This window comes from Desulfobacula sp., from assembly GCF_021107415.1.
In genome coordinates this window covers 1-4,589 of record NZ_JAIOSW010000512.1, presented here as the reverse complement: position 1 = coordinate 4,589, position 4,589 = coordinate 1, and the positions used below count along the sequence as shown (strand labels likewise).

Here is a 4,589-nt window from a genome sequence, read left to right as displayed (position 1 = left end):
GGCGGACTGTTTTACAGTGTGGGAGCCCTTGTTTATTCCATTAAAAAACCCGACCCATTTCCCGGAATATTCGGATTCCATGAGATATGGCATTTGTTTGTATTGTTGGGAAGTGCCAGCCATTTCTGGCTTGCATTCAAATATCTGATGTATGTAAGTCCTGCCTGAACACAAAGTTTCTTTCATGGAAATTAATAATGTCAAAAAAATAACAGACTGCAAGTATCTGAATCTTTTTTCAATCACTTACAAAGATCGGGTGAATTGTGAAAAAGAATGGATTTTTGCATCACGCTCAAAACGGTTAAATCCCCTTGAAAAAGATGATGCCAGACCTGATGCTGTTGTTATTGTTCCGTTTCATAAAAAGGAAGCAAAAATAGTCGTCATAAAAGAATTCAGACTTGCCCTTGGTGGGTATCAATACGGATTTCCGGCAGGCCTGGTGGATATGGGTGAGACGGTTGAGCAGGCGGGGAAAAGGGAACTTTTTGAAGAAACCGGTTTAACCGTTACAAAGGTGTTAAAAAAAAGTCCTGCCATTTTTTCATCTTCCGGCATGACCGACGAATCCATTTGTCTGTTGTTTGTTGAATGTGAGGGCCTTCCCACAAACAGGTTTAATGAAGCGTCCGAGGATATTGAAGTCATGATGTTATCCAGAGAACAAGTCTTTGGTATTCTTTACAGCAATCAGATTAAGTTTGACGTGAAATCCTGGATAATTTTGGACACTTTTGCTTCCCAGGGGGTCATCTAAATGTTTTCCAATTTTTTATATTTCCTTATTGCTTTGGTCATATATACAACCTCTGAGCTGTTTGAGACGGTAAAAGGCTTTGATAATAGTGTTGTTTTCGATTGTCTTATGATAAGCGGTTTATTTGTCGTTATTTGTCATATTGCATTTAAAAGGCTTGCAAAGAAGGCATCCCAAAATCCTTATGGAAATATTGATCATTTAATAAATAATTATATATCCCGTCTGTCTGTACTTGCTTTGGTAATTTTTGCCGTAAATATTTACGGGTTCAAATTAAACTTTTTATTTTCCGGAATAAAATTATTTGATATTATTCCAACTCTTGAAGCCATTATTTTTTTAGGGCTGTTTCTTTTATATCTGATAATTATCTGGAATGCGGCATATGGTGTGCAAAAGCAATATTTTGCAGGAAAAGTATCAAAAAAGAACTTTATCATATCCAATGTTTCCTTTTCTTTACCGGCGCTTCTACCCTGGTTTTTCCTGTCAATAGTTGCTGATATCCTGGGGCTTCTGCCCTGGCAGCCGGTTAGGCAATTCTTAAAAACTCCTGCAGGAGAAATTGGATATATTGCCCTGTTTCTTGTTGCCATATCCATTTTCGGACCTGTGTTAATCAAAAAACTCTGGAATTGTAAACCCCTGAAGCCCGGGATACCAAGAACCAGGATTGAAAGTGTTTGTCAAAAAGCTGGATTGAGATATTCGAATATTTTAAAATGGGAGTTATTTGGCGGCACCATGATCACAGCCGGCGTAATGGGGCTTGTTGGGCGATTCCGGTATATTCTTGTCACACCTGCCTTGCTCAACTCATTGAATGATGATGAATTAGATGCTGTTATGTTACATGAAATCGGTCATGTTCAAAAATATCACATGTTGTTTTATCTTCTTTTTTTTGCAGGGTTTATCACCTGTAATTTTGTTTTTTTTGAACCCGTTATGCTGTTATTATATATTATTGAACCTGTCTATAAGCTGTTTGAGTTTGTGGGTGTTGAAAAAAATACGGCTCATCCGATCTTAATCAGCGCCACACTCATTGGAATTTTTATCCTTTATTTCAGGTTTGTATTCGGATTTTTCATGAGAAATTTTGAGCGCCAGGCAGATCTTCATGTTTATCATTTTACCAATGATGCATCACCACTTATTTCAACATTTTACAAGATTGCATCCTTTTCCGGACAATCCATTGAAAAGCCTAACTGGCATCATTACAGCATCGGCCAGAGGGTAAGGTTTCTGGAAGGATGTCAAACCATGCCGGCTTTGATACAGATTCATCATTTAAAAGTCAAAAAATTGATTGTTGGATATTTTGTGCTGGTTGCTTTACTTGTTGGTTTTGGCTACTCCATAAATTATGGCATGGCCAAGGAGGCATTTGGCAATTTTATAGCTGAAAACATCCTATTTCAACAATTGGATGTTGATCCTGAAAATTCGGATCTATATGCTGTTGTAGGTGACTATTATTACAGCAGGGAAAATTATGAAAAGGCCATTGATTCATATGAAAATGTTTTGAGGGTAGATCCTGAGAATGTCCATTCATTAAATAATCTGTCCTGGCTTTTTGCAACTTGCCCAAAAGAAGAGTACAGAAATAGGAAAAAAGCCCTGGAATATGCCACAAGGGCTTTGGAGCAAAAAAGGGAAGCCTTTATTTTAGATACCTATGCCCAGGCTCTTTTTGTCAACAATGATATTCAAAATGCTGTAAACGCTGCAAAAGAGGCTTTGAGCCGTTCAAAAGACAAAAAAGAGTATTACAAAGGTCAATTGCAGCTGTTTGAGAAAACCTTAAAACCCTGAAGGTTTAAATGCCAATGGGTAAAAATGCCATACCCGCTATTTGAGCCATTTTTTTTATGATTCGGCCGGTTCTGTCGGACACGATCAGCGCCATGGTATCCTGAAGAGAGATGAGTTTTCCGAAAAGGCGTTCATAAGTTAGATTTTTTACTTCACCTTTCAAACTGTTGGTAAGGATAAACAGCCGGCCGTCATTGTTTTTTCTTGTATTCAGTCGCCATACAAGGATTTCAATGTTTCTGGCACTGTTGTACAGGTTTTGTGCATTTAGATAATCCAGCATGAAGAGTTCACATTTTTGATTATAGGATGTATGAATCATTGTATATAACCCAACCATCAGTGCAAAGACGCGATCTCCTTCAAATTCGGGTTCAAATCCAAGCAAAATGGCATCCCTGCCTTCTTTGAATTCAAGTTCTTTATATTTTTTATCAACCGGACATATAAATATTTGGTTTAGACGGGAGTCAATGGTTTGTTCTTGAACTTTTTGCAATTCATATGGATTTTTTTTATAAAGTTTCACAGTCAGGGTTCTCAAAAGGGTGACCACCTGATGCATGTGAATCTCAGAGACATCGTCAATATCAGTTTTGGCAAGATTTTCAATATGAAATTCAGAAGAGGTACTGCATCCTGACAATAGGAAGATACAAAGGAAAGTAAGAAAAAATTTGGAAATAATCATTTGCTTTTGTGATGGCTCTCCATTGAAATTGATATGTATAATTAGAAGGGGGGAGGTTTACATTATTTTTCTATTCTTATATTCCTGAATACCCTGATGCATCGTCTTAACCGCAAGCTGGATACAATGATGCTTTTTTTCCGGAATGTTTTCAAGAACTTTAAAAACATCCCCATCATTCACTTTTAATGCTTCATCAATTGTTTTACCCTTTACCAGATCAACAGCAGCCATGGCCGCAGAAATTGCCCCGGCACAACCTGTTATTTCATACCGGACATCATTAATGAGATTATCATCAACTTTAAGGTAGACCTTCATGATATCTCCGCAGGACCCAACTTTTTGGGATATCTGGTCAGCATTTTCAATATAACCCATATATTTTTTTTCAAGATAATAATTGATCGCCGGATCACCATATCCTGCCTCTGACAGCATTTTACGTTCAGCATCAGATGTTGTAATTTCTGTAATCACTGTGTATTCCTTCATTTCACCCTGATCTAAAAAGAATATCTTACCGGGTATGCTAATAAAATATTCTACACTTAAAAATTAAAACACGTGTTCTAAGATAATTAATTTCTTTTTTATGTCAAGCAAAATGGATAAAACATATTATTACAAACTCGATTTTTATCTTGACATGAATTTTTGATTTATTCATTCTTAAGTAATCTTTTATTGATAGAGGAGAAGCAATTGAACAATAAAGACATCACAGGCAAAGAAGTGAAAGCCCGGATAATTCGATTAAGGCTTGTTGACGGCACCCATGTAAATGGTCAGATTAATATCAATCGTGAGCAGGGCTATGACAGACTCAGCGACCTTATAGCAAATGATCGAGACCTTTTTTTGATTTTGTATAATGTTATGGTCCACCATGGTAATATTGATAACCCCACTAAGCACAAAACACTTTTTATTAATAAGGATCATATTCTCTGGGCTGAGCCGGATGAGGATCAGAAATAAAAAATAAGATGGAAATGTTTATAAGAGCTTGTATATTTTAATAATAAATAGTACTTGAGATTATTATAAGCTGTGATATTCTAATTGTAAGTTTTTTCTGGGTTGATTTCCCAAGAGATGCAACGATTATGGTAATATTTGTAGTGGCTCATATTTTATTTTCTTCTACCATCTGACAGCTAAAAAGGAGAACAGGTTATGAAAGAGTTGATTACGTACATTGCTCGAGCACTGGTTGATAATTCGGATGCGGTCGAAGTTCAGGAAATTAAGGCTCAGCAAACCCTTGTATTGGAATTACGGGTTGCAAAAGAAGATCTTGGGAAGGTC

7 protein-coding genes are annotated in these 4,589 nt (G+C 36.7%); 5 read left to right on the top strand and 2 right to left on the bottom strand.

All coding sequences use genetic code 11. From position 1 onward, the window contains the following. Positions 1-6 precede the first annotated feature (6 nt). From K8S13_RS25325 to K8S13_RS25315, 3 genes are read left to right on the top strand one after another with little or no spacing between them, the layout of a single operon-like run. Positions 7-168 (top strand): hemolysin III family protein, encoded by a 162-nt coding sequence (locus tag K8S13_RS25325; RefSeq protein WP_291466571.1) that lies wholly within the window; start codon positions 7-9, stop codon positions 166-168. A gap of 16 nt (positions 169-184) precedes the next feature. Next, positions 185-760: an NUDIX hydrolase gene (locus tag K8S13_RS25320; protein ID WP_291466568.1), complete on the top strand. Its 576-nt coding sequence runs from the start codon at positions 185-187 to the stop codon at positions 758-760. After that, positions 761-2,587, top strand: coding sequence for a M48 family metallopeptidase (locus K8S13_RS25315; protein WP_291466566.1), 1,827 nt, complete (start codon positions 761-763; stop codon positions 2,585-2,587). Between the two features lie 4 nt (positions 2,588-2,591). Here the strand turns inward: K8S13_RS25315 and K8S13_RS25310 are convergent, their stop codons facing one another. Both K8S13_RS25310 and K8S13_RS25305 read right to left on the bottom strand, forming a co-directional pair. Continuing rightward, positions 2,592-3,278, bottom strand: coding sequence for a hypothetical protein (locus tag K8S13_RS25310; RefSeq protein WP_291466565.1), 687 nt, complete (start codon positions 3,276-3,278; stop codon positions 2,592-2,594). Positions 3,279-3,335: 57 nt separating this feature from the next. Beyond that, positions 3,336-3,758 (bottom strand): iron-sulfur cluster assembly scaffold protein, encoded by a 423-nt coding sequence (locus K8S13_RS25305; protein WP_291466564.1) that lies wholly within the window; start codon positions 3,756-3,758, stop codon positions 3,336-3,338. A 225-nt stretch (positions 3,759-3,983) separates the two neighbouring features. Between K8S13_RS25305 and K8S13_RS25300 the strand changes: the two genes are divergently transcribed. Continuing rightward, complete coding sequence (locus K8S13_RS25300) at positions 3,984-4,259, top strand: hypothetical protein (protein ID WP_291466562.1); 276 nt, start codon at positions 3,984-3,986, stop codon at positions 4,257-4,259. 198 nt (positions 4,260-4,457) lie between these two features. Beyond that, the coding region (locus K8S13_RS25295; protein ID WP_291466569.1) for a KH domain-containing protein at positions 4,458-4,589 on the top strand (132 nt) is incomplete at its 3' end.

Bases quoted from the DNA above. Each gene is read 5' to 3' on its own strand.
- K8S13_RS25310 (WP_291466565.1), bottom strand. From the start codon at position 3,278: ATGATTATTTCCAAATTTTTTCTTACTTTCCTTTGTATCTTCCTATTG.
- K8S13_RS25320 (WP_291466568.1), top strand. From the start codon at position 185: ATGGAAATTAATAATGTCAAAAAAATAACAGACTGCAAGTATCTGAAT.
- K8S13_RS25315 (WP_291466566.1), top strand. From the start codon at position 761: ATGTTTTCCAATTTTTTATATTTCCTTATTGCTTTGGTCATATATACA.